Raw genomic sequence first — 25,678 nt, forward strand, 5'->3', positions numbered from 1 at the left:
CATAACTAGCTGATTGATAGATATGTTTTAAAGCATATTTTTTAAAGGGAAAGGAAGGCAGGAAGGAAGGGGACACATTATATATATACGCGCGCGTACCGGAATATACTAAGTTCACCCCTTGACATAGACCACAGAACGGCCGGCACCACGCTTGCGAATCACGCCGGAATCGATAAATGTCTGCAAATCCCTCGAAGCCCGGCGGGCGGTGACATGGACAAGGCGGGAATATTCTGCACGAGTAATACAGACATTAGCCTCCAGAAAGTCCATCATGCTTTTTTCACGGGCAACCATGTCGCCCATTGCTTTCGGTTTATCCGGGAAAAAGCGTTTATCCGCACGTTCCAACTCCATCTTACCTGCCACATAACGTTTGAATTCGATGCCGGGACGGAATTTCACCGTGGACATCTTGACCGACTCCGCACGTACTTCTTTCTTATTCATCACCGGATGGGTACACTTCAGCGTGGTGCTGAAGAAGCCAAGTCCCTCTATCTCCACCGTATAGCCCTTTGCCAGCCAGTCTCCAAGCGTAGTGGTGATGGCTTGCACAATACCCACAACCATGGCGTGGGGCATATGTTCTTCACGAAAAACCCGTTCCATAAACTCTTTACCAGAAATGGTTCCCTTGGAACAGACACGGGCATGCAGCGACTTCGGTTCCTCGCCTTCGGGGACGGGCGTTTCATAAAGGTCATAATAAGCACTCATAAAATAATTTAAATTAATGGTTTATAGAGAATTGAGGGAAACTTGCAGCAAACTTGGGGAAGAAATGTTCTCGAAATCGGCAGAAGCTGGCAGTAAAGGTACTAATTATTTTTCTTGCCACAAGGATTTTACTTTCTTTCCACTGCCGTATTCTTTTCTTTCCACAGCTGTGGAAAGAAAAGAATACGGCAGTGGAAAGATTAGCATTTAGGATAGAAAAGGATAACTCCCAATGAGTCTGTCCTTAGTTCTTGGCAGGCAAAGAAACAGAAGCCTCCAATATCGGGGAGACAGACTCCCAAACCTGAGCATCGATACTCTGCATTCCTTGCACAGAAGGATGCCCCCATTGTTTATCAATGTCGTGCAAACGAATATTCTCGATGCCATAGTGCCGGCAAATTTCATCCATGGAATCAGTTACCTCTTCGGATAATTCTGAATTGGTAATATTATAAATCCTGGCCGCAGGATAGAGCTGCTTGAGAGATGCAAGCAGATAGCAAAAGGCAGGACGGAAGCTATACAAATCGGCTTTCGTCCAGCCATCATATTGGTATGCGCCAATGGGAGCACCTGCCCAACTGTCATTGGTACCGCCAAAAACAAGGATTATGTCGGGGGTGCCGAGGTTGTGAATACGGGTGATAAAAGAACGGTCGGAGTAATCGGCTTTCTCGTAACCGGTATGACAGACGGTGGAGCCGGAATAGGAATTGTTGCGTTCCAACTGAAAGCCGTGCTCATGGATGAAACGGTACCACCAGGTTTCCTCCACCTTTGTCACATCATTCTCTTTCTTTTCGCCGGGAACTCCATACCAGCAGAGATTGGCGGCAGGAGAGACATGACCGTAAAAAGTGGAATAGGAATCGCCAAGAATAGAAACTTTCTTTTGAGCAAACACCCCTGATATAAGGGTCAGGGAAAAAACAACCAGAAAAAACAAGGATTTGCAGTTCATAATAGATAGATTTTTATGTCGTATGCCGCAAAGTTATAAAGTTTGTTCCGGTTTGACGGCAAGAAACCGTAGTTTTTTTGCCATAGCCCGCTTATATGAAAGCCCCTCTACCATCGGATTCCCACAAAAAAAGGAAATGCCGGATTGATAGAGGGGCGAGAGAATGAAGATGAGAAAGAGTATATTTTACTCCCGCCCTCCACCAAGGGCTTGATAGAGGTTGATGATACCTTGTATTTCATCAAAGCGGTCGGCTACCTGTGTCAGTTGGGCAGAGAGTAGCCCCTGCTGGGCAGTGAGCACTTCCAAATAGGTGGAAGTGCCGTGTTGCATCAGTAACCGGGTGCTGCGGACGGTAGTTTCCAGTGAAGTTATCTGCCTTGCGCGGAGCTCCGTCTTTCCACGGGCTACCTGCACTTGGGTCAGAGCATTGTTCACTTCGCTACCGGCATTGAGCAAAGCTTGCTGAAAAGCGAGCCTGGCTTCTTCCTGCTGTGCTTTGGCTATCTTGAGCTGTGCCACGTTCAGCCCTTTGTTGAACAAGGGTTGTGTCAGCGAGCCGATGGCGGAGAAGAGTAGTTTTCCTGGATTGACAATCATGCTTCCTGCCGAGTTGGTCCAGCCAGCTGTACCGCTCAAGGTGATGGAGGGGTAGAAAGCAGAACGGGCGGCATTGGTGCTGTAGAAAGCGGATGCCAGCGAGAGTTCGGCACTTTTCACATCGGGACGGCGGGAAAGCAGTTGCAGAGGTACGCCCACCGCAAGTTCCTGCGGGAACTCCTGCCCCGCCAACCGGCCACGCTCAATGGTGCCCGGAACATCGTCCAACAGAATGGAGAGACTGTTCTCCACTTCCTTTACCTGCTGCCGGAGGTCGAGCAGCGAAGCTTCCACCTGACGACAGTTGGCTTCGGATTGCGAGACACTCGCCTCGTTCGTCATGCCTGCAGCCATCATGGCTCGCATGGTGCGTACACTTTCGCGCCAACTGGCGGCTGTTTCTTCGGAAATGCGGTATTGCTCGTCGAGCATCAGCAAGGTGTAGTACAGATTGGCCACATTAGCTATCAGCGAAGTGCTGACGGCTTGTTCGTACTCCAAGCTTTGAAGGTAGAGCGCTTTGGAACGGCGTTTGGCATTGGTCAACTTACCAAAAATATCGACTTCCCAACTTGCCGAGGCAATGCCGGAATAGGTCCACGAGCCTTTGGAATTGTCGAAACTGCTGACGCCACCCTGCGGAGTGAGCATAAACGAAGGCAGGTACGAAAGTTTGGCCGACATCAGCGTGGCTTCCGCCTCCTTGATACGTTGCCGGGCGGAAAGCAGGTCGGTGTTGCCTTGCAAGGCTTGCTCGATGAGCGACTGTAATTGCGGGTCCGTAAAAAGCTCGCGCCAGGAAAGGGAAGCGATGGAGGCAGTGTCTGATGCCACAAACAGACTCAGGCTATCCAGACTTTGCCCATCCAAATCGTGTCCATAAAGTCCATCGGTCGTGATGTCCTCCGGGCGCTGGTATTTGGTATAGATGCCGCAACTGGTCAGTACCAAGCCGACGACAGCTAATAATATGAATTGTTTCTTCATTATTTTTTTATGTTAGTTACGCGATAATGTACTAATGTGATTCTTCTATCTCCTTCCGGCTTACTTTCATCTCTTCCTCAATCTGCCAGTCGCTCGTCGGGACGGATTGGGCAGGACGAAGCCGCTCCTGCAACCACTGGAAACTGATGAACAAGACAGGAACAATGAACAGCAGCGCCAATGTGCCGATGAACATACCACCGACAACACCCGTACCCAATGAACGGTTACCGTTGGCTCCGACACCCGTGGCAACCACCAAGGGGAAAAGGCCGAAAATCATCGTCAGTACCGTCATCAGGATGGGACGGAAACGCGCCTTTGCCGCACTGACGGCAGAAGCAATCAGCCCCATTCCCGCTTTACGGCGCTCGGCGGCATACTCCGTCAACAGAATAGCAGTCTTTGCCAACAGACCTATCAGCATGATAAGTCCCGTCTGCAAATAGATATTATTCTCCAACCCGGCTATCCTGGCAAAAAGGAACGACCCCATCAGGCCCGCAGGAACGGCCAGGATAACGGCAAACGGAATCAGAAAGCTCTCGTAAAGCGCACTCAGAATCAAGTAAATCATCAAGATACAGATACCGAAGATGATGACTGTAGTACCACTCTGCTGGCTTTCCTCGCGGGTGATGCCACCAAAGTCATAGCCATATCCCTTCGGCAAGGCTATCTCCGCCGTTTCTTGTACGGCACGGATGGCGTCACCGGTACTGTATCCCTCAGCAGGCATGGCATTCACGGCAATGGAGTTGAACATGTTGAAGCGGCTCAAGGACTCGGCACCGTAGGAACGGGTCAGCGTAACGAACTGGCTCAACGGAGCCATCTCACCGTTGGACATGCGCACAAAGGCATTGTTCAGTGAAGCCTCATCCAAACGGAACTTCGGGTCGGCCTGAATCATTACCTTGTAAACTTTGGAGAAACGGTTGAAGTTGGAGACATATTGCCCGCCATAATAGCCCGACAGTGTGGACAACACCTGGTCGGGAGTAATCCCGGCACGTTTGCACTTGGAAGCATCCACCTCGACGGTCCACTGCGGATAGCGTACATCGAACGTGGAGTATGCCATCGAAATTTCCGGACGCTGGTTCAGTGCCGCCAGATACTGCTGGGTGGTCTGGAAGAAGGTGTTCATATCCCCTCCCTGCTTGTCCTGCACATTCAAGTCCAGCGCATTACCCATACCATAGCCCGGAATCATACCCGGAGCAATGGCAAAGACTGTAGCATCCTTAATATCCGCCGTGCGAGCGTATATCTGGTTGACGACTGCCTGCACCTGGTCTTCCTTTGCCGTACGCTCGTCCCAAGGTTTCAGCTTCACGATAATCATACCGAAAGAATTTCCCTGCCCGGACAGCAGACCATAACCGGCAACTTTCTGCAAGTGCAATTTCTGAGGAAGGTCTTCCAGACGCTTCTCCACGCGGTCTATAATGTCATTTGTCGTCTTGAGCGAGCTACCCGGAGCGGTGCTAACGTTGACAAACAACGTTCCTTGGTCCTCGTCGGGCACCAGTCCGGTCTTGGTGGTATTCATCAGGAATACCAGCAGCACCACCGAAAGTGCCAGCAACGACCATCCCAGCCAGCGGCGCTTGATGAACAGCAACACTATCTTCTTATACTTCTCGACCACCGCCTCGAAAGCCGTGTTGAATGCCTTGCGGAAGCGCGAAGCAAAATTATTCTTCTCCGTTCCGTCCTCATTGATATAAGGCTTCAGCAGCAAGGCACAAAGTGCGGGACTGAGTGTCAACGCATTAATCGCCGAAATACCAACGGCCACCGCCATCGTCAACCCAAACTGGGTATAGAACGTACCGGAAGTCCCTCCCATGAACGATACCGGAATAAACACCGCCATAAACACCAGTGAAGAAGTGATAACCGCGTTGCTGATGCCCTTCATCGCATCGATACTTGCCATATAGGAGGACTTATAGCCCACATCAAACCGTGCCTGCACCGCCTCCACCACGACAATGGCGTCATCCACCACCGTACCAATCACCAATACCAGCGCAAACAGCGTAATCAGGTTGATACTGAATCCGGCAACGGACATGAAAGCAAACGTACCAATCAGTGAAACAACGATACCTACCAGCGGAATCAGCGTAGAGCGGATGTCTTGCAAAAAGACATAAACCACCAGGATAACCAGGATAATAGCCTCAATCAGCGTTTTCACCACTTCGTGGATAGAGGCGAAGAGGAAATCGTTGCTGGACATCATCTGGGTAAGCTCCACGCCTTTCGGCAAGTCCTTGCGTGCTTCTTCAAGGAGCCGGTCAATCTGCCGGTTCACTTCCGTGGCATTGGAGCCCGCGGTCTGGAACACCATGCAGGAGATACCGGGATGTCCATCCATGGTACCTTTGTAGGCATAACTGTCCTTACCCAGCTCTATATCGGCGATGTCCTTCAGTTTCAGCACCTCGCCGTCTTCGGTAGAACGGATGACGATGTCGCCGAACTCCTCAGGAGTAATGAGGCGTCCCGTATATTTCATGGTATATTGATACGTCTCATCCGAGTTCTCACCAAACGACCCGGTGGCCGATTCGATATTCTGCTCTGCCAGCACAGCCGTCACATCCGAAGGTATCAGCTTGTACTGCGCCATGACATCCGGTTTCATCCAGATACGCATGCTGTAGTCACCACCCATAATCATCATATCGCCCACACCGGAGATACGGAGAATCTGCGGCTTCAGGTTGATACTGATATAGTTGGCAAGAAAGTTCTCGTCATAGCTGTCATCAGGGCTATATAAAGAGAACATCTGTAAGATACTGGTCTGCCGCTTGCTGGTGGTGACACCCACCTGGGTTACTTCGGCAGGAAGCTGCCCCGTAGCTTTGGACACACGGTTCTGCACATTGACCGCCGCCATGTCCGGGTCTGTACCCTGCTTGAAGTAAACAGTAATGGAAACCGACCCTGCATTGCTGGCGGTAGAAGTCATGTAAGTCATGTCCTCCACACCGTTGATGGCCTCTTCCAACGGAGCGATAACACTTTTCTGAAGGGTTTCCGCACTGGCACCATAGTAAGTGGTGCTCACCATGATGGTGGGCGGCGCAATGTCGGGATATTGCTCAACGGGCAAGGTGAACAATCCGATGATGCCCAGAATGACAATCGTAATGGAGATGACTGCCGAAAAAACGGGGCGTTCTATAAAAGTTCTGAGGTTCATATTCTATCGGTTAAAAATTATCATTCATTCGTTTTGGGTTGGACGGAGGTACCTTCACGCAGCAAACCCACGCCTTCGGCCACAATTGTGTCCCCCACTTTCAAGCCACTCTCTACGATATATTCCTGACCTCCATTCACACGGGTCACTTGCACGGGAACTGATTGCGCCTTGCCGTCAACTACCTTATATACATAGACCTTGTCCTGTACTTCGTAAGTGGCACTCTGGGGAACAACGATGCAGTTCTCTTTCCGTACCGGGATGATGACGTTGCCCGAACCGCCACTGGTCAGCAATCCCTCTTTATTGGGGAACACGGCACGCAGACTGACTGTACCCGTAGAGGTATCAATTACACCACTGATAGTTTCTATCTTACCTTCTTGCGGATAGACAGAACGGTCATTGAGCTGTAATTCGATAGAGTCCATCTCTGCCAGCGCCTTATCCTTGGAGCCGTAGCGGCGGGTGAGGTCAAGCAACTGATTCTCTGTCATGGAGAAATAGACATACATATTAGAATTATCGGATACGGTCGTCAGTGGTTTGGGCAAACTGGCGCTGACCAACGTCCCCACCCTATAAGGGAGCGTACCTACCATTCCATCTGCCGGACTCTTCACTTCTGTATAAGAGAGGTTATTGGCGGCATTCACCTGCTGCGCCTCGGCTTGGGCCAACTGGGCTTTCGCTGTCAGCAGGCTGTTGTAGGAAGTCTTTAAGTCAAACTCGGAAATCACCTTCTGGGCATAAAGCTCCTTCTTGCTGTCATATGTCAGTTGCGAAGTGGCCACGCCGGCACGGGCAGCTTCCACATTGGCTTCTGCTGTGCGCAAGGCTGCCAGATAGGGCACCTGGTCGATAATAAACAAGACTTGCCCCCGACGCACGGTCTGTCCTTCCTCCACACAAAGTTTGGTGAGTGTACCGGACACCTGCGGATAGATGTCAATGTCCTGCCGTCCGCGGATGGCTGCGGAATAAATTGTCTGCAGTTCTTTGTCGGTAGTCGAAATAGTCATCACCTGATATTCCGACTGGGGTTGCACGACAGGCGCGCTGCCGCAGGCTGCCAGTGTTGCACTACAGATGACGGTCATCATCTGTTTCATCATACTCTTTTTTGTTATCATACTTTTTATCTTAAAAAAATAATACGTCGGCTTTCTCTTTCATTTTTTAAGCCGGCAGCAAAGGTATGCCGTTTTTGAACAACCATTTGTTTCATTGAAGGTACACGACTGTTCATTTTCGGAACATGCCATTTAACAATCCAAAAAGAACTCGTACCTTTGTAACCGCAAATCATAAGCAATCTAACATATGAACCCATTACTGACTACCAAACAAGAAACGTTCAGAGCCGGAACAGACAAGCTGGAATTCTTCCGGGAACGTCTTCTGAAAATGAACAATGGAGCACTGATGTTCTGCACCCGTGGAGAAGCAAATATCACAATAGATTTAAGAAAATATCATATTGTACCCAATACGCACATTACGCTGCTTCCAAGTTCCATTATTTCACTGACAAGTGCGAGTAAAGATTTCCTGGTGGACTTCTTTGCCTATTCCGAGACAATGTTCAAGACGGCATGCTTCCGTTTAGAGCCGCCCTTCATACATTTTATAAAGGAGAATGCATGCTATACGCATACCGAAGACGAACCGGTTCGTGCTATCACAGGACTCATCACGGCAAGCAATGCCATCTACCGCGATTCTGAAAATCTGTATCGCGAAGCCATTGCACAAAACCTGCTGCAAATTTTCTTTCTCGACACCTACGACAAGGTTCAACGTTACTTTACGGAAGAGCAAATCAATGGCAGTAACCGGAAAGAAGAATTGTTCAAAAAGTTCATAAATCTGGTACATACGTACTGTACTACCCAGCGGGATGTCGCTTTTTATGCTGACCAACTCTGCATTTCGACCCGCTACCTATCTGCCATCACCAAACAAGTGGCAGAAGATTCTGCCAAAGAAATCATTGACGAAAACCTGATATTGGAACTGAAAATGGCACTGCAATCCACCGGCATGTCACTGAAAGAGATTGCCGACAAATATCGTTTTCCCGACCAGTCTTTCTTCGGACGATATTTCAAGAAACACACGGGAATGTCACCCAAGGAGTACAGAGCAAAGAAGAACTGAGGTATGAGCATGCATTTATCCCCTTCTCCTCTGCCTCTTTAGTATTTTTTTAGTATATTTGTCAGACACTAATTTAATCAGTTCAATACCATGAGAAAACTTACACACATGCTCCTTGCAGGCACTCTCATCCTGGCCTGCTCTTCATGCGGAGTAGAAACAACAGCCAACTATCAAGTCATTCCCCTGCCCCAGGAGGTTGCCTTGAGTCAGGAATCCCCCTTCAACCTGAATGACGGTACCATCATCGCCTACCCCGAACACAATGAACTTTTGAAACGCAATGCCGAGTTTTTGGCCGAATACATCAGCCAGTCCACCGGCCACACCCTCCAGACAGAAGCCCTTGCCCCGGGGAGCGAAGCGCCCAAAGGCGCCATCACATTGGGACTGGATCCGGCCATCAGCAACCGGGAAGGCTATGTGCTGACCGTCAAAGCCGACCGGGTGACCCTAAACGGACAGACCGAGAACGGGGTGTTCTACGGTATACAAACCCTGCGTAAATCAATCCCCGCCGAAACCAAAGCCACCTCTATCCTATTGCCTGCCGGCAGCATCCAGGATGAACCCCGCTTCAGCTACCGGGGCATGCACCTCGATGTGGGCCGCCACTTCTTTCCCATTGAGTTCGTAAAAAAATACATAGACTTGCTGGCACTTCACAATATGAATACCTTCCACTGGCACCTCACCGAAGACCAAGGCTGGAGAATAGAAATAAAGAAGTATCCCAAGCTGACGGAAATTGGCGCCTGGCGCGACCGTACCGTTATCGGCCGGAACACCGAAGAGTATGACAACACCCGGTATGGCGGTTTCTATACGCAGGAGCAAGCCAAAGAAATCGTAAAATATGCCGGGGAGCGCTATATCACGGTCATCCCCGAAGTAGACCTGCCCGGACACATGCTTGCCGCACTGGCCGCCTATCCCGAAATGGGATGTACCGGTGGACCGTATGAAGTGTGCCCACGTTGGGGCGTATTCGAAGATGTGCTGTGCATCGGCAACGAAAAGTCCATGCAGTTCCTCGAAGATGTCATGGCCGAAATCATTGACATATTCCCTTCCAAATACATCCACATCGGCGGTGACGAAGCTCCCCGCACCCGTTGGGAAAAGTGTCCCAAATGCCAGGCACGTATCAGAACCGAAAAATTGAAAGCCGACAAGAACCATACTGCCGAAGACCGTCTGCAGAGCTATTGTATGACACGTATCGAAAAGCTCCTCAATAGTAAAGGACGCCAGATTATCGGCTGGGATGAGATTCTGGAAGGCGACGTCGCCCCCAACGCAACTGTTATGTCATGGCGTGGCTCGGCAGGAGGAATCAAGGCGGCCCAACTGGGACACGACGTGATAATGACACCCAATGACTATTGCTACTTTGATTATTACCAAAGTGAGGATACCCGGCACGAACCATTTGCCATCGGAGGCTTTGTCCCATTGGAGAAAGTATACAGTCTGAATCCTACCGCCTCACTGACCGAAGAACAAGCCAAGCACATACTCGGCACACAAGCCAACCTTTGGACAGAATACATCCCGACCAGCGAACAGGTAGAGTATATGGTTCTCCCCCGTATGGCCGCCCTTGCCGAAGTACAATGGACACAACTGGAAAAGAAAGATTATACAAACTTCACTACCCGACTGGCCGGACTCATCGGCCTCTACCGGAGAGACGGGCTCAACTACCGGGAACCCTTCCGACAGCAGGCAGACTCCACAGCGACCGAGAAGAAGTAATCAGAACTGGAAATAGATAAACGGCTGTATCTCCGAACTTTTCATCTGAATGACCAGATAGATTACAGCAAGCATCAGTACCGCCTTTCCCAACAAGGGGAGGCGGATTACTGTTTTTGTGCAAGCACGTTCCCAACTGTCGGGCACAAAATGCAGCAGATAGCCCAATGCCATCAGTGCAAACACTTCCCAATAACCCTCTACCAGCTGCGGGAAGAGTTGCGGACGGAAAGTAGTGAATATCTGCTTCAGCATATCCATTGATGTGGAGAACTCCGCATTACGGAAGAATATCCAGCAGAAACAAACAAAATGGAAAGTGACAAGCACTCCGAAGAAGCGGTGGATGCCATGGCTCTCCGTCCCCTTCTTACGCCCGGTAAGCGTCATCCAGAACTTATGGGCTGCAAGCGCAACGCCATGCATCATTCCCCAAAGTACAAAATTCCACGAAGCGCCATGCCACAAGCCGCCCAGGAACATGGTAATGATGAGATTGGCATATTGGCGGATTTTCCCCTTCCGGTTGCCTCCCAAAGAAATATAAAGGTAATCGCGCAACCAGCTGGAAAGCGAAATATGCCACCGCCTCCAAAATTCCGTAATGGAAGCGGACTTATAAGGGGAATCGAAATTGATATTGAAATGGAAGCCCAGCAACAAGGCAATGCCGATAGCCATATCACTGTAACCGGAGAAGTCGCAATAAATCTGCAAGGCATAGCCATAAACACCTATCAGATTCTCCACCCCCGAATAAAGAGTAGGATTATCAAAAATACGCTCTACAAAGTTAACGCTGATATAGTCCGATATAACCGCTTTCTTGAAGAGCCCACTCACGATGAGGAAGATTCCACGTCCGAACATCTCATTGGAGACAAACAGCGGGCGGCGGATTTGCGGAATGAAATCACGGGCACGTACAATAGGACCCGCCACCAACTGGGGAAAGAAAGAAACATAAAAAGCATAATCCAACAAACTGGTCAGAGGCGTTATCTGGCGACGGTACACATCTATCGTATAGCTCAACGACTGAAAAGTGAAAAAAGAGATGCCCACCGGAAGGAAAATATCCATTGTCGTGAACGTGCCTCCCGTCAGCGAGGCAAAAGTTTCGCCCAGAAAATTGGTGTACTTGAAGTAACACAACAATCCCAAATTGATGAACAGACTCAACACAACCCATGCCTTACGTAGCCAGGGAATAGCCTCGCGTGCCATCAAGCGTGCAATGAAAAAGTCACAGACCGTCACCAGTCCAAGCAGGAAGAAATAAGTGCCACTACTTTTATAATAGAAGTAATAGGAAAACAAGGTGACAAACAGCAAACGCGCCGTCGTCCGGCGTTGCAACAACAGATAAACCAATATAAAAGCGACAAACAGCCAGAGGAAAATACCACTGCTGAATATCATCGGGGCTTGCGGGTCATAAGTGAAGACATCGCGCAAACGGTCCAAGTCTATATTCAATCCGGATAAAAATTCGTCAATATTCCACATAATCGTTATAAGCTTTTAACAAGGCCTGGTAGAACAGCTCGCCTTGCAGGCGGTAACCGTCCGGCAAATAGTGTACATGGTCCGGACGCATCAATCCGGCTTCCTGCCAGTTGAGGCAGGCACGGTGGGTACCGCCAAGTATTTCGTACATGTCCCATACCGCCAATCCGTTTTCATCGGCATAGCAGCGGATAGTCTGCACGGCAACGGCAGTACGCGGATTAATCTTATAGGTCCGACGACGGCGACGCTGCCGGAAACTCTCGTAAGAGCCCGGAGGAGTGGTCATCAACATCGGTACATTCGGCAGTTTCTCGCGAAGCATGCGTACAAGGTCGTCCATCTGGCGATAGTGCAGCATTGTATTGTAACGGCGGTTATGGCTTTCGTTCGTCCCGAAGGAAAGAATAAGCAGGTCGGGATGCAGAGCCGCAATATCAGCAATACGGTCCGGACGGGTGAAAGTAGTACAAAATGCACCGTTGATACCTACATCGGTATAAGAGACTGCCCCGAAAGTGTCCTGCATCAACGCACCGGTGGTACGGGGGAAGATATGGCCGCGTATATGGCTGTCGCCCACATGTACGATGCGAAGCGTATCAGCGGAAGCGCCCAGCCGAGACAGACGCAACTTCTCCCAGAAAGGATTAAGAATACCCAGACTGTCGGTAAGTACATTCTCCTTCATTTGCCGGAATGCGGCGGGAAAAGTTATCAAAGGGACAGACACCGTATCCGTACGTTGGGAATAGAGGCAGAGAGTATCACAATCCGCTCCACTGGCATGACACGAAAGGCTGCCTGGCAGTATGTCCTGTGCATGGAGCGGCCGTATCGCCGCAATCAGCACCAGCACCGCGCAGCAAATCGTACATCGTAAATCGTACAATCGTGAATCCTCCTTATGGCTCCTCTTCATAGTAGGCCCTCCTTCTGTCATACTGTTCCTTGCCATAAATCAAAGACTCATAAAGTAATCCCGCAAGATGCTTTCCACCACGGAAGTTGATGTGCGTATAATCATAATTGGCCAATGACGGCTTGGCATGCACCATGTCTGCCATACTGCCTTCCCCACCCATAGCCTCGAACATGTTCCAGAAAGCGACAGCCTCATCCGCCGCCAAATTCTGTTGATAACGAACCAGATTCTTGATGCCAGGCATGGTACGCAGCTCCCCTTCTTCGGTCTTATAGTCCCTATCGCCCACGCTGACTATGAGGATGGCTGCTTGCGGAAAGGCCTCCTTGAGATGCTGCACCGTTGTCTGCATGCCGGCAATGTACTTGTCGTAATTCCGTCCGCGCTCTGTAGCCACATTCAGTCCGTACTGCAGGATTATCAAATCGTAAGGACGCTGTTCATTGAACTCACGCATCATCCACACGGGAACAGAGCGGAGGGAAAGGCCGGAGCTGCCACGCAGTGAGAAGTTATCCAGCACAATGCCGGAAGTACCGTCCATGGCAAGGCCATAAAACAAGGTGGAGTCCGCACTTTCCACCGTCCAACGGACAGAACCGATATTTCCCTCTACCGTCATCTCCTGCAAATCATCAATCGGCTCAAAAGTCTCGGTAGTTGCTTCGCCACGATTGACGCGGACAGAAAGGGTGGTTGTGCCACGGTTATAGAAAAAAATACTGGCACGCTGGCAAGTATCCAGACGGGAGGCATAGTTCTTCTGCCCCCGCAGTTCCACATAAGCACCGGTATTCGGAATAAAGTAATGTCCGGAGACTCCCAGCTTGCTACGGTCAAAGAACACGGAGTCCATGACAGAATGACTCTGCCATCCGCTGAAGGAATGACGCACTGTAGGACGGAAGCCACTGGTCATGGACGTAATGGTGACAAAACCTACTCCGCAACCGCCATATTTCTGCTGAAGCATCTCGCGTAAATCAGCCGTCAGAATATCCGCTTCGATAAAGGAGTCGCCGAAGTAGGCGATACGAACCGGACGGGGTGCTTTGGCAAGCTCGTCGAGCGCCTGATAGAACCGCGTCATGCCACGCATGGTAGAATCGCTGTAATCTTCAATGCACGTCATGCCCGCACGGCAGGTGTCCACAAAGGCGGGCTTCACCTTCGGGGGCGGAGGCAGCAGGCTGTCCGGCTCACTCACCGGCTTGGAAGGACGACGCACGTCCCCCAAGATATCCACACGCCTCAGCACACGGCCACCCATCGTAATACTTGGCAACAGATGCATCAGCAACAATGCACCCCATACGATAAACGCCAACAGACCCGTATATTTCAATGAATTCTTTTCCATACCTAATGTGGCCGCAAAGATATAGATATAGGTTGAAAAAATCTCTCCGGACAAAAAAGAATTATCCCCAAAGAAACAAGATTTTTTCTCCAGGGATAACGGTTATAGACAGAGCAGACCCGATTAAATGGTCTGTTCGATATTCCAAACAAAAGCACGGAGTCCGAGTTGCTCGGTCTCCTTGTCCATCCGGTGGAGCGCTTCGAGCAACGGAGCCACCTTAGCCTCATCTATGATAGTGATGATGGCGGAACACATACTGGGCCAGGCATGGCTGCCATAGTGCGGTTCCCCCGTCTTACTGCCACGCCCCTGTACTTGCTGCCAATAGCTGAAGCCGCGGCAGTTGTGGCGGTCAAGCAATGCCATGATACGTTCAAAGAACGCTTGGTCGAATGTTATAAATACTGATTTCACGCTATATAATGTTTAGTGATTAATGTTTAATGATTAACGGATAATGATTAATCATTGTTTACGTGGTTTCGTCATCTTCTCCTTATGCAACTGGTAATAATCATTCAGCTCACGGTCTTTCTTAATCTTCTTACGCGTGCGGCGGATACCAACACCTGCAAACGAGCAATAGAGTACGGGGACAAGAATCAATGTCAGAATGGTAGATACCGTCAGACCGCCAATTACGGCAACACCCAACGGACGCCACATCTCGGCACCTTCACCCTGCCCTACAGCCATCGGCACCATACCGAGGATAGTGGTCAGTGTAGTCATTAATACCGGACGCAAACGGCTGCGGCCTGCCGTGACTACAGAGTGAAGCACCGCTTGACCACGTTCGCGGCAAAGCGTGATGTAGTCTATGAGTACGATACCGTTCTTCACCACAATACCAATCAACATGATTCCACCCAAAAGCGACATCACATTCAAATTGGTTCCCGTAAAGAATAATGCCATCAACACACCGCTGAATGCAAATGGAATGGAAAACATGATGATGAACGGATAACTCAAAGACTCAAACTGAGCTGCCATCACAATGAATACGAGAATAACAATCAATACAGCCAGCGTTCCCAAGTCGGAGAATGAATCCTGTTGGTCCTCATACGAACCCGAAATCTGGATAGAAACACCACTTGGTAGGTCCATCTTATCAATTATAGCATTACCATCGGCCACCACATCGCCCAAAGGTGCTCCCGAAATAACCGCAGATACAGTAACAATACGCTCACGGTCTTTACGTTCGATAGTAGGAGGAGCAGAACGCTCGACTACTTTGCCGAGGTCTTTCACGCGGATACCCTCACCGGAAGGCGTATAAATAAGGATGTTCTCCAAATCTTCAATCTTTGTACGGAATTCGGGAGCGTAACGCACACGGATGTCGTACTCGTCACCATCTTCGCGATAATAAGATGCCAAAGCACCATTTACACGATTACGCAGATAGTTGGAGGCAGTAGAAAGATTCAAGCCATGCAATGCCAGCTTCTCACGGTCAAAGTCCACCTGATATTCGGGCTGATAATCCTGACGGCTGATGTTCACTTCACTCACACCTTTCACCTGCAACAATTTCTCTTTCAGTTCGGCTGACACTTTGTCCGTAGCGGTGAAGTCGTAACCATAAACCTCAAAGTCGGCACTTGCCTGGGCGCTCATGCCGCCTGTGCTACCGCCCAGAATAACCTGCGCCTTGTCCAATTCGGGATACCCCTTCAAGTCCTCACGCATTTCGTCGCAAACGGTTTCCAGTGTCACGTCACGGTCTCCCGGACTCACCAGACTGATATTGAAACTAATGATATGACTACCGTTGTCCTGCATGGAAGCAAACGTATTGTCAGAGTCCGCCTGCCCCACAGTGTAGTTGCAAACTTTCATCATATCTCCGTAGCGCGTCATCCACTTGTTTGTCAGTTCCGAAGCCAATGCTTCCGCACGCTCCACACGGGCCCCGATGGGCAACTGAAGGTTGATACCGATGCGGCTATTGTCTGCTGCCGGGAAGAACTCGGTACCGATGTACTTGGCACAGAACAGACTTGCCACAAAGAATGCGGCACAGCCTGCCATAACCGTCAGACGATGGCGCACAGCCCAGTTCAACCGGTTCTGATACCACACGTCAAGACCGTCCAGCGCACGCTGAATCGGCGTATAGAGCGTAAGGAACATCTTACTCTGCTTTTTCTGCAAACGCAGAAGCTGCGCACACATCATCGGGGTGAATGACAAGGCTGAAACTGTGGAAACCGTCATAATCACACACATCATCCATCCCAACTGACGGAATAACACACCGGACATACCACTTACCATCGTCAATGGGAAGAATACCGCAATCATAGTCAGCGTAGATGCAATTACGGAGATGGCCACCTCGTTCGTGGCATGTATCGCTGCCTGCTTCGGTTCGGAACCCCGTTCAATATGGGTCGTTACATTCTCGAGTACCACAATGGCGTCGTCCACCACGTTACCAATAGCAATAGAGAGACAAGAGAGCGAGATGATATTCAGTGAACCGCCGTCGATGATACCCAGATAGATGAACGAGGCAACCAGTGACATCGGTATGGTGATACAGATGATGACCGTGGCACGCCAACGCCCCAAAAAAACGAACACCACCAAGATAACGAACAGCATAGCGTACATAATGGTTTCCTCCAAGCTGTCTATCGTATTCAAGATGTTATCGGAAGTATTGACAATGATCCCCAGCTTCACATCGCTCGGCAGTGACTTCTGCAACTGTGGCAACATATCAATTACCTTCTGCGAAATGGCTACAGAATTGGCACCCGATTGTTTCTGCACCACAATCATAGCGCCCTGCACACCGTTGCTATACGTCTTCTGTGCACGTTCCTCCACAGAGTCCACAACTTTTGCCACATCGCGCAGATAGACGGAAGCACCGTTGTGCGTACCTACCACGATGTTCTCCATCTCTTTGGGATCCTTGAACTCACCTTCCACACGCAGCGAATAGGTATTGCTACCCACATCAAACGTACCGCCCGGCGTATTCCGGTTTTCGGCACTGATAATAGAGCTGATAGTTTCTACAGAAAGGTTGTAGGCATCCAGTTTATTGGGGTCGCAATATACATTGACCTCACGCTTGGGGGCACCCGAAATGGACACCGTACCGACACCGGGCACACGCGCCAAGGGATTCGCCACGTTGTCATCCAATATTTTGTAAAGAGCCGGCTGGCTCTCCTCCGCCTGCACGGAGAGCAGCAGGATAGGAATCATGTCCGTACTGAACTTGAAGATGATGGGAGTTTCGACCTCATCGGGCAGCATGGAGCTCACCATGTCCAGTTTATCACGCACGTCGTTCGTCAGCACGTCTATGTCATACCCATACTCAAACTCCAGCGTAATCACGGAAATATTCTCCGACGAACGGGAAGTGATATGCTTCAAGTTGCTGACCGAATTCAGCACGTTTTCCAACGGACGGGTCACGTTATTCTCGATGTCCGAGGCACTGGCACCCTGATAGGTCGTCATCACCATAATGGTGTTGGTCTCGATGTCCGGATAAAGGTCTACCGGCAATTTCGACAGAGAGAACAGACCAAATATAGCCACTGCCAGGAAGCAGAGCGAGGTCATAATCGGTTTCTTAACCGCTCCTTCGTATAAACTCATAAGATTAATTCTTTAATTTGCCAATGTGCTAATATGCTAATTGGCTGCGCAATGTAGCTACATCGGCACATTAGCATATTATCACATTACCACATTACCATATTATTTTTCTACCTCGACTTCCACACCATCGGCTAATTTAGACTGCCCAGCAATAACAACTTGAGAGTTATTGTCTACACCGGAAATCAACTCATACTCCGTATCCATACGACGGCCAAGCTCTACCTTATTATAAGACACCTTGCCGTTCTTGTAGACATAGACATAGCGGTCGCCTGAACCGGCACGCTTCACAATGGCCAGGTCGGGAACAACCACGTGGTCCTGTGTTCCGAAGTTCAGCGTGGCGCGGGCAAACATTCCCGGACGTACGCGCTGGTCACGGTTGACAAGCTGTATCTCTACCGGGAAAGTACGGGTAGCCGGGTCGATGGTAGGATAAACAAGGCTGATTTTGCCTTCGAACTCCTCGTCACCATAGACATCCACTTTCACGGATACGGGAGCGCCCTTCTTCACTTTGGTAAAGTAGCCTTCGGATACGTTGATGTATAGTTTTACCGGAGTGATTTGCTCCACTACCAGTACCGGTTCTCCACCGCTATACATATCTCCGTTATCGTAATTGCGTGCCGTCACCACCCCGTTAATGGGACTGAGCAACGAGGTGTTCTCCAAGAGATTCTTATAGGAAGTCTCACGGATGTCGAGATTCATCTTGGCGGCATCCCACTCCGATTTGGAGGCACCGCCTACCTTATACAACTCGTCAATACGCTTGAACTCTATCTGCTGGTTGTCCAGCTGATATTTTATCTGCTTCAGATTGGCAGCATCCATGCTGACCAGCTTCTGGCCTTTCGACACGCGGTCGCCCACCTCCACAAAGATGCGGTCTATACGCACCGGAGAAGAGGGAGCAATATTGTTTTTTACTTCGGCTTCCACCGTAGCGGTGTATTCCTGAATCTGTTCCACGGGACGGGACGACACCTCGGCCAGTTTCACCCTCGGCTTTTCGTCCACCTTCTCAGCAGCAGCTTTATCACTACCTCCGCTACATGCCCCCAGCATGGCAACAACCAGCAGGGCCATCCATTGAAAACCTTTTTTCATATCGTTGTTCTTATTTCTATTCTTCATTCTTAGTTCTTAGTTCTTCATTCTTAGTTCTCTGCAATATAATCCTTTCCCAGCACTTGGTCAAGGTCAGCCTTCGCAACCAGATAATCATAGATGGACTGATTATAAGTCAGTTCGGCCTCCGTAAGCTGCACTTGTGATGTGTTCAGTTCCAACACCGTACCTTTGCCTACCTCATAGCGTTTACCGGCAATCTGCACAGCTTTCTGTGCCTGCATCACATTCTCGCGGTTGCTGACAACCTGCTCGGAACTGGCAGCCATGTTGTTCTGGTAGCTGGTAATCTGCATGTTCAGCTTTCGCTCTGTGTCCAGACGGTTCTGCTCCAACTGACGTATCTGAATACGGTTGGACTTGAGCTTGGTGAAATTGCTTGCCTTATACAAAGGAATACTCAGCGTAAACATCAGTGCGGAACTTCCGCTCCAATTATAATCGAGGATGTTCCAATCCTCGTTGTAGAGTGACTGGTACTGGTAAGAATAGTTCATACCCAAAGTAGGCATGAAGTTGGTACGGAGTGACTTGATGTTCTGATTGAGCATCTTCCGGTTCAAGTCCAACTGCTTCATCGTCGTATTATTGTTCAGATTGGCAGCGGGCTGATTCAGCTCATTGGCAAACAGCTCTGTCTCATAATTGCCGAGATTGTCGGCAATCTCTATATCCACATCGGCCGTTACCCCCATCAGTACCTTCAACTGCAACTTGGACAACGTCACGGCATTACCCGCCGAAATCACATTCGGCTTAATGCTGCGCATCTGCACCTCGGCACTGATTTTATCGAACTCACTGACGGCACCCTGCTGATACTTGGCATTGACAATGTTGTAGTTGTCTTCCGCCAGCTTATAGCTCTTCTGCAACACATCGTAAGAGTCTTGCGTCAGCATCAGCTGATAGTAACCCTTAGTTACCTGGTTCACCAAGTCCAGCTTAGAAGCCCGTGACTTTTCCACAGCCAGTTCAATGTCTGTCTTCGTCATCGACATGGCCTTATATACGCTAGGGGCGAATATGGGCAAACTTATATTCAGCACCCCGCTTACCGTATTCGAATTGTCCATACCCATCTTGAACGACTGTCCGCCAAGATTCATCTGTGCCGCACTGATGGTATGATTCCACGTACCGTCAATGCTTGCCTGCGGAAGCAAGTTCTGCCAGGTTTCCTTGTGAGTCACTTTCTTCAAAGCAATTTCTTCCTCCGCCACCTTTATGGTAGGATTGTCGCTTAAAGCAATCTCCAAGGCACGGTCAAGGGTCAGGGTCAGGGTATCCTTTGCCTCTTGTGCGCGCACATAGCCGCCGGCATACAGCACAGCAACTGCCAACAGTAGTGCTCTTCCTACCCAAAATCTCTGCATCTTCATAAATCAAAAATAGATTATTTATTAAAACTACTCCTTCGTTTCATCCGGCTTTACCTGATTCTTGCGATATTCGCAGATAAAGTCCTCCAGGACACGGGCGCCCTTCTCCGTAGAGATACCGCGCAAGAAAGTGAACATGATAGATTCGTACACTTCAAGGAAAGAATACTCATTGCAGATGTCCGAATTCATCAGCAAATCGAGCTGGTCGCGCACGAGCAGATTGATAATGGCGAAATTCACATCATCACGAAAAATGCCTTGCTTCACGCCCTCTTTGAAGAAGTTCACTGTATCTTCCGAGCTCCGGTTCCGGTTGTTCTTCATCAGCTGATAAGCCTTGGGATATTTCTTGATATCCTCAAAAAACTTCTTGTTCGTGGCATGAAAACGCTCTATGCTCCACTGATAACATCTCAACAAAACTTCCAATACGTTACTGGAAGTCTCTATTACTCCTTTCACAAAAATATCACCATCCTTCTGGGACTTCAGGATACATTCTTCCAACAAGGTTTCCTTGTCCGGAAAAACTTCGTAGAGAGTGCGCTTAGAGATACCCAAAGATGCGGCAATCTCATCCATCGTGATACTTTTTATTCCATTTGTTGTAAATAATTCTACGGCGGCCAGAATGATACGTTCCCTCAGTTCCACCCGTGATGTTGAATGCTTCGTGTGTTCGCCCATTTTTCTTCCCTTTCTAAACTAAAACTATTTTTATTCATTATCGGAATAAAACGGGACAAATATAGAAAGAAAACTCAATTCGCCAATTAAGTTTCCTTTCTTATTGTTAACAGATTAATAATTATTATGTTTCTGGCAGATTTATTGGGAAGTTCCTAATAATCAAACTTTGTCCGGTTGAGGAAAGCGACTGTCTTATGGATTTCCTTATACATCACGATGTCTTCCTTCACAAAAGGGACTTCCTTGCGATATTCGTGCAGGAAACGCTCCAGAACCGGAGAAGTCTTTGCCGGACGGCGGAAGTCGATGCCTTGAGCGGCATTCATCAGTTCGATGGCAAGGATATGCTCCAGATTGTCCATAATGCGATAAAGCTTAGTAGCTGCATTGGCACCCATGCTGACATGGTCTTCCTGCCCGTTGGAGGAAACGATGGAGTCGCTGCTGGCGGCATAGCAGTACATCTTATTCTGGCTTACCATAGACGCGGCAGCATATTGCGGAATCATGAAACCGGAGTTCAGACCGGGATTGGCCACAAGGAATTCCGGAAGTCCACGCAGCCCCATGATAAGCTGGGCGATGCGCCGCTCGGATATATTGCCCAGCTCTGCCAGGGCAATGCCGAGAAAGTCGTAGGAAATGGCAAGCGGCTGGCCGTGGAAGTTACCGCCCGAGATGATACGGTCCTCATCGGGGAAGATGGTGGGATTGTCCGTCACAGAATTGATTTCCGTCAGCAGGACGGAAGCCACGTAACGGATGGCGTCTTTCGTGGCCCCATGCACCTGAGGGATGCAACGGAACGAATAAGGGTCTTGTACATGCTGCTTGGGACGGGCTATCAGCTCGCTGCCTTCCAATAGTTTGCGGAAGTTGGCACCCGTTTCTATCTGGCCCTTGTGTGGACGAATCTGCTGGATACAGTCCATAAACGGATCTATACGCCCGTCGAAAGCTTCCAGGGAGAGGGCGGCAATCAAGTCGGCTTTCTTGGAGAGACGGAAGGCTTTGAGAAGAGCAAAGACACCGTTGGCACTCATAAACTGGGTGCCGTTGAGTAATGCCAATCCCTCTTTACTCATCAGCTTCACCGGTTCCCAACCGAACTCATCGAGCACACTGATAGCCTCGCGCTTCTTTCCTTTATAATAGACATCGCCCACACCGATAAGCGGCAGGAAGAGGTTGGCCAGAGGAGCCAGGTCACCGGAGGCGCCCAGTGAGCCACGGTCATAAACGATAGGCATCACGTCGTTATTGAAGAAATCGAGGATGCGCTGCACGGTGATGACCTGCACACCGCTATGCCCCAAAGAGAGAGCATGCGCCTTGAGCAACATCATCAGTTTGATGATGACCGGGCGTATCTCCTCGCCCACACTGCAAGCATGGCTCTTGATGAGATTTTCCTGCAAGGTGCCCAGCTCGTCCGACGAAATGCTCTTACTGCACAACGAGCCGAAACCGGTGGTAATGCCATACAAGGGTTCTTCCGACTCCGCAATCTTCTTGTCCAGATAATCGCGGCACTTCTGTATCCGCAGCTTGGCTTCCGGAGCCAGCTCCAGTTTCAGATTTTCATTGATGATACGTTCGATGAGGTCGAAGGTCAACTCACCGGAACCTACATAATAGACATTGTTCATACTTTCAGCTCTTGATTGATTTCGTCCAACAATTCCTTTTCTTTCGCACAAGCCAAGTGTTCCAATTCGTCGGCTTCACTTTGGAGCTTGGACACAAACTCCTTGTCCTTCAGCGAACCCAGGTTGATGCGTACATTCATCAGTGCGCCCAGCACAGCCGAACGGGCAGACATCATGGCCACACAAGCATCCGTAACGGCATTGCGGTTGCCCAGGCGAGCTACATCCATGATAACCGTCATCAGCTCATACGCATTGCGTGCCACCTGCATGGGAACAAGGGCGGCAAACTTGGTAGCCGCCTGGATGGCAGTACTGCGCGCCGCCTTTTCCTCATCCGTAGCTTTCGGCATCTTGAAGCAGGCAAACACCTTGTCGTAGGCTTCAGAGTCGCGGTCTATATCTTCTACAAAAGCCCCCTTTTGCTGCAAGGCAACTCCGGAGATATGGCGCATCAGCTCTTCGTGAAGTTCATAACCTTTCTTACCGATGGTGAGGTTAGCAACCATAGCGGCAAGAGCAGAAGCAATAGCACCGTTCAAAGCGGCAATACTACCGCCACCGGGGACGGGATCGCTACCCGCCACTTTATTCAAAAATTCCTTTACTGTCAAATCAACTAACATGATATTAAATATTAAAGATTAAGGATTAAGAGGGGATATCAGCACTTCTTAAAGTACAGGATAAAGCACTCCCCCCTTTATGGTGGTATTGACACAATTCATACCTACATAATAAGGTAAAAAGTGATAATTATCCGTATTGAGCACTACGAAGTCTCCTTTCTTGCCCACCTCGATACTACCAATGCTGTCCGCACGGTTCAGAGCGGCCGCACCGTTCAAGGTCAGAGCAGTGATGGCCTCTTCAATACTCATTTTCATATAAATGCACGCCAAGGCAAATGTCAGGGGGATGGAACCGGAGAAACAACTGCCCGGATTGAGGTCGGTGGCAAGGGCCACGGCACAACCAGCATCAATCATTTCGCGCCCACGAGCATAGGGTTCCTTCAAAGCAAAGGCTGTCAGCGGAAGAAGGGTCGCCACAACTCCCTTGTCGGCCATGGCGCGGATGTCCGCATCCGAAGCATGCAGCAGATGGTCGGCAGAGACGGCAGAAAGTTCAGCAGCCAGTCCGGCACCCCCTAATGGTACAATCTCGTCGGCATGGAGTTTCAAGACAAGTCCCATTTCCTTGGCTGCCAGCAAAAGGCGACGGGACTGCTCGATGGAGAAAACGCCCTGCTCACAGAAGACATCGCAGAACTCTGCCAAATTATTATGAACCACTACGGGCATCACTTCGCGGATAATGTAGTCCACGTACTCGTCCGTCTGTCCGTTGTATTCTGCAGGCACAGCATGTGCACCGAGAAAAGTGGAGACAACGTCTACACGCTTGTGCTCGTCATTATTAAGGCTACGCATCACCCGAAGCTGCAGGAGCTCGGTTTCCTTGTCCAGACCGTAGCCGCTCTTTCCCTCTACGGTAGTCACTCCCATAGCACTCATCTGCTTCAGAAAGCCCTCCGCCTTGCTGCGCAGCTGGATGAAATTACATGCACGGGTAGCTTTCACCGTACTCACGATGCCTCCTCCACGTTCCATGATGGACATGTAACTCTCTCCCTTCAAACGCCAGGAGAACTCCTCGGCACGCTCGCCACCAAACACAAAATGTGTGTGTGAGTCCACAAAGCCGGGTAGCAGACACTTGCCGCGGGCATTGTAATGCCAGTAGTGCTGATAATAGCCGTCACGCTCCTCTCCACGGTTGGGACCGACGTAGGTGATGACACCGTCGGTCACTTCCACCGTAGCATTGTCGATGATGCTCAGTTGCTCCATCTCCTTGCCGCAACGGGCAGAAAAGCCGAGGGGGGTCACTACACGGGTATTGAATATAATAAGGTTTTCTGTCATAAAGCCTCTCTCCTAACCCCTCCCCCGTAGGGAGGGGAATTAAGTTAGTACTATTTAATTCGGTTACATTCGTGCTTCTAAGACTTGCTCCATGGAGAAGTTCTCCAATCCCAGATAGTAGGACGCTGTATCTATCAAGGCCTCCATCGGCACCAGACCGATAATTTCACTGCCCACAATGCTGACGCCGTAGCGGCGGGCTTCCACACGCACCAGCTCGAAGGCACGGTAGAGGGCGGTGCGGGTATAGTCCGTCATGTTGATGGATACCTGCGTGATGCCGCGGTCCTTCAACTCCACTCCCATTGCCTTGCAATAACGCAGTCCTCCGCCGATGAAACGGATTTTCTTAGCGATGTCATGGGCTATCTCCAGACTGGGGGTATTGAGGTTGATGTTATAAGCCACCAAAGGCATGCGGGCACCGATAGCCACTGTGCCTGCGGTGGGATGACGTTCGGCCAGTCCGAAGTCGGGATGCCATTCCGGTTGCTTTATCTTCTCGGCCATACCTTCGAACTCCCCTTTACGGACAGCAGCCAAATTCTCCCGATGAGGGGCAGAAGCAGACTTTTCATATAAGAAGACGGGAAGATTGTAACGTTTTGCAACCTCCTTGCCCACTTCTTTGGAGAGGGCAACGGCTTCTTCCATCGTCACATTCCGGATGGGGATAAAAGGTACTACATCTACAGCACCCATACGAGGATGCTGTCCCTGATGGTGATTGAGGTCTATCAGCTCTACCGCCACGCCGATAGCTTCGAGTACAGCATCACGAAGCGGTTCCGGCTCGCCCACTACGGTCACCACAAGGCGGTTGTGGTCTTCATCGTTACTGTAATCCAACAGTTTCACACCTTGTTTGCCCCGAAAAGGAGCTACTATCTTATCTATCTTCTGCAAATCGCGCCCTTCGCTGAAATTGGGGACGCATTCCATAATCTTATTCATAATGCTCTTTAAAAAAAAATATATATACTCTGATTTTTCAGACGCAGATGACGCGGATTCTTTTTATCGGAATACAGAGAC

20 protein-coding genes are annotated in these 25,678 nt (G+C 49.8%); 3 read left to right on the forward strand and 17 right to left on the reverse strand.

The features are described 5' to 3' along the window. Positions 1-114: 114 nt before the first annotated feature. Positions 115-723 (reverse strand): HU family DNA-binding protein, encoded by a 609-nt coding sequence (locus tag DW096_RS15780; RefSeq protein WP_005825608.1) that lies wholly within the window; start codon positions 721-723, stop codon positions 115-117. A 16-nt stretch (positions 724-739) separates the two neighbouring features. Here DW096_RS15780 and DW096_RS15785 point away from each other — a divergent pair, with 16 nt between their 5' ends. Further along, a complete protein-coding gene (locus tag DW096_RS15785) occupies positions 740-934 on the forward strand; it encodes a hypothetical protein (RefSeq protein WP_005825610.1) in 195 nt (64 codons plus the stop codon). Between the two features lie 33 nt (positions 935-967). On the opposite strand, the gene DW096_RS15790 is transcribed toward DW096_RS15785, so the two are convergent. The 4 genes from DW096_RS15790 to DW096_RS15805 form a co-directional block, all read right to left on the reverse strand. After that, entirely contained in the window at positions 968-1,687 is a 720-nt protein-coding gene (locus tag DW096_RS15790; protein ID WP_005825612.1) for an SGNH/GDSL hydrolase family protein, read from the reverse strand. Positions 1,688-1,873: 186 nt separating this feature from the next. Then, positions 1,874-3,274: a TolC family protein gene (locus DW096_RS15795; protein WP_005825616.1), complete on the reverse strand. Its 1,401-nt coding sequence runs from the start codon at positions 3,272-3,274 to the stop codon at positions 1,874-1,876. 31 nt (positions 3,275-3,305) lie between these two features. Beyond that, complete coding sequence (locus DW096_RS15800; protein WP_005825618.1) at positions 3,306-6,497, reverse strand: efflux RND transporter permease subunit; 3,192 nt, start codon at positions 6,495-6,497, stop codon at positions 3,306-3,308. Between the two features lie 20 nt (positions 6,498-6,517). Then, positions 6,518-7,633, reverse strand: coding sequence for an efflux RND transporter periplasmic adaptor subunit (locus tag DW096_RS15805; protein WP_005825620.1), 1,116 nt, complete (start codon positions 7,631-7,633; stop codon positions 6,518-6,520). A 190-nt stretch (positions 7,634-7,823) separates the two neighbouring features. Between DW096_RS15805 and DW096_RS15815 the strand changes: the two genes are divergently transcribed. Together DW096_RS15815 and DW096_RS15820 are read left to right on the forward strand one after the other, a co-directional pair. Then, positions 7,824-8,660 (forward strand): AraC family transcriptional regulator, encoded by an 837-nt coding sequence (locus DW096_RS15815; RefSeq protein WP_016271980.1) that lies wholly within the window; start codon positions 7,824-7,826, stop codon positions 8,658-8,660. A 90-nt stretch (positions 8,661-8,750) separates the two neighbouring features. Next, complete coding sequence (locus tag DW096_RS15820; RefSeq protein WP_005825626.1) at positions 8,751-10,418, forward strand: beta-N-acetylhexosaminidase; 1,668 nt, start codon at positions 8,751-8,753, stop codon at positions 10,416-10,418. Here the strand turns inward: DW096_RS15820 and DW096_RS15825 are convergent, their stop codons facing one another. The 12 genes from DW096_RS15825 to ftcD form a co-directional block, all read right to left on the reverse strand. After that, a complete protein-coding gene (locus DW096_RS15825) occupies positions 10,419-11,927 on the reverse strand; it encodes an MBOAT family protein (RefSeq protein WP_005825628.1) in 1,509 nt (502 codons plus the stop codon). Beyond that, positions 11,914-12,885: an SGNH/GDSL hydrolase family protein gene (locus DW096_RS15830; RefSeq protein ID WP_227212898.1), complete on the reverse strand. Its 972-nt coding sequence runs from the start codon at positions 12,883-12,885 to the stop codon at positions 11,914-11,916. Before DW096_RS15830 ends, DW096_RS15825 begins: the two co-directional genes overlap by 14 nt. Further along, positions 12,833-14,212 carry an SGNH/GDSL hydrolase family protein gene (locus DW096_RS15835; protein ID WP_005825636.1) on the reverse strand — a complete coding sequence of 460 codons (1,380 nt, stop codon included), beginning with the start codon at positions 14,210-14,212 and terminating at the stop codon, positions 12,833-12,835. Before DW096_RS15835 ends, DW096_RS15830 begins: the two co-directional genes overlap by 53 nt. Positions 14,213-14,335: 123 nt before the next feature. After that, positions 14,336-14,629, reverse strand: coding sequence for a PG0541 family transporter-associated protein (locus DW096_RS15840; RefSeq protein WP_005825638.1), 294 nt, complete (start codon positions 14,627-14,629; stop codon positions 14,336-14,338). A 51-nt stretch (positions 14,630-14,680) separates the two neighbouring features. Further along, positions 14,681-17,851 carry an efflux RND transporter permease subunit gene (locus DW096_RS15845; RefSeq protein ID WP_005825640.1) on the reverse strand — a complete coding sequence of 1,057 codons (3,171 nt, stop codon included), beginning with the start codon at positions 17,849-17,851 and terminating at the stop codon, positions 14,681-14,683. A gap of 102 nt (positions 17,852-17,953) precedes the next feature. Beyond that, positions 17,954-18,970, reverse strand: a complete 1,017-nt coding sequence (locus tag DW096_RS15850; RefSeq protein WP_117963540.1) for an efflux RND transporter periplasmic adaptor subunit — start codon at positions 18,968-18,970, stop codon at positions 17,954-17,956. Positions 18,971-19,020: 50 nt separating this feature from the next. Beyond that, positions 19,021-20,373, reverse strand: a complete 1,353-nt coding sequence (locus DW096_RS15855) for a TolC family protein (RefSeq protein ID WP_044467780.1) — start codon at positions 20,371-20,373, stop codon at positions 19,021-19,023. Positions 20,374-20,400: 27 nt separating this feature from the next. Continuing rightward, the gene (locus tag DW096_RS15860) at positions 20,401-21,063 is read right to left on the reverse strand and encodes a TetR/AcrR family transcriptional regulator (RefSeq protein ID WP_005825647.1); all 663 of its coding nucleotides are present in this window, start codon (positions 21,061-21,063) and stop codon (positions 20,401-20,403) included. Between the two features lie 155 nt (positions 21,064-21,218). Further along, a complete protein-coding gene (hutH, locus tag DW096_RS15865) occupies positions 21,219-22,715 on the reverse strand; it encodes a histidine ammonia-lyase (protein WP_005825651.1) in 1,497 nt (498 codons plus the stop codon). Beyond that, positions 22,712-23,341: a cyclodeaminase/cyclohydrolase family protein gene (locus DW096_RS15870; RefSeq protein ID WP_005825652.1), complete on the reverse strand. Its 630-nt coding sequence runs from the start codon at positions 23,339-23,341 to the stop codon at positions 22,712-22,714. The genes hutH and DW096_RS15870 overlap by 4 nt, the downstream gene beginning before the upstream one ends. A 48-nt stretch (positions 23,342-23,389) precedes the next feature. Next, positions 23,390-24,643 carry an imidazolonepropionase gene (gene hutI, locus DW096_RS15875; protein WP_118930941.1) on the reverse strand — a complete coding sequence of 418 codons (1,254 nt, stop codon included), beginning with the start codon at positions 24,641-24,643 and terminating at the stop codon, positions 23,390-23,392. A gap of 63 nt (positions 24,644-24,706) precedes the next feature. Continuing rightward, positions 24,707-25,597, reverse strand: a complete 891-nt coding sequence (gene ftcD, locus DW096_RS15880) for a glutamate formimidoyltransferase (protein WP_005833514.1) — start codon at positions 25,595-25,597, stop codon at positions 24,707-24,709. Positions 25,598-25,678 lie beyond the last annotated feature (81 nt).

This window comes from Bacteroides sp. AM07-18, assembly GCF_003602695.1.
Classification (GTDB): Bacteria; Bacteroidota; Bacteroidia; order Bacteroidales; family Bacteroidaceae; genus Bacteroides; species Bacteroides uniformis.